Origin of the sequence: Actinomyces urogenitalis DSM 15434, from assembly GCF_000159035.1 — a bacterium.
GTDB lineage: Bacteria > Actinomycetota > Actinomycetes > Actinomycetales > Actinomycetaceae > Actinomyces > Actinomyces urogenitalis.
In genome coordinates, this window is sequence record NZ_DS999610.1 from 1 (window position 1) to 607 (window position 607).

Sequence of the window (607 nt, forward strand, 5' to 3'; positions counted from 1 at the left end):
AGGGCGTCTGGCCGCTGTCCTCCTGCTGGCTGCGCGGACGCAGCTGGTAGACGCGCGCACGGCGCTCCTCACCCCGAGAACCGCGTCCGTTAGCCATGCCGCTGACTCTACCTGCGAGTACCTTGCGCACCAGGCAGCGGCCCGCCCATCACGAGCCTGTCCGCTGTCCACGCCGCCGGGGAGCCGCACGACGGTCGTGGCGGCTCCCCACGCTCCGCTCCCCGGCTCCGTCAGGGAAGACGGAAGCTCGCGCCGTCGTCGTCAGTGGCGATGAGCCCGTCCGCGAGGAGACCCGCCAGGGCCCGCGCCGGCTGCTTGGGATCGGCCGCCACGGGCCTGCGCCTGCCAGAGGCCTGGCCCGCACGAGCGGCCTCAGCCAGGAGATCAGCGCGCGCAACAGCGATGTCCGGGCCCGCCAGGCGCAAGCGCGCCATGACCAGGCCCCGGGCCTGGCGGTCGGTGCCGTGCCAGGCCTGGCTGCGACGTCGTCCGGCGTGCTCGTCCGCAGGCTTGCCCTGCGCGACCCACCGGCACTGCGCCGTCCACGGGCACTCCTGGCAGCGCGGGTCACGAGCCGTGCACACGAGTGCGCCCAGCTCCATCACCG

General features: G+C 74.5%; 1 protein-coding gene. It reads right to left on the bottom strand.

What is annotated here, in order from left to right; all coding sequences use genetic code 11:
* Positions 1–230 precede the first annotated feature (230 nt).
* Positions 231–607: iron-sulfur binding domain-containing protein (locus HMPREF0058_RS11495; protein ID WP_040319980.1), on the bottom strand; the 377-nt coding region annotated here is incomplete at its 5' end.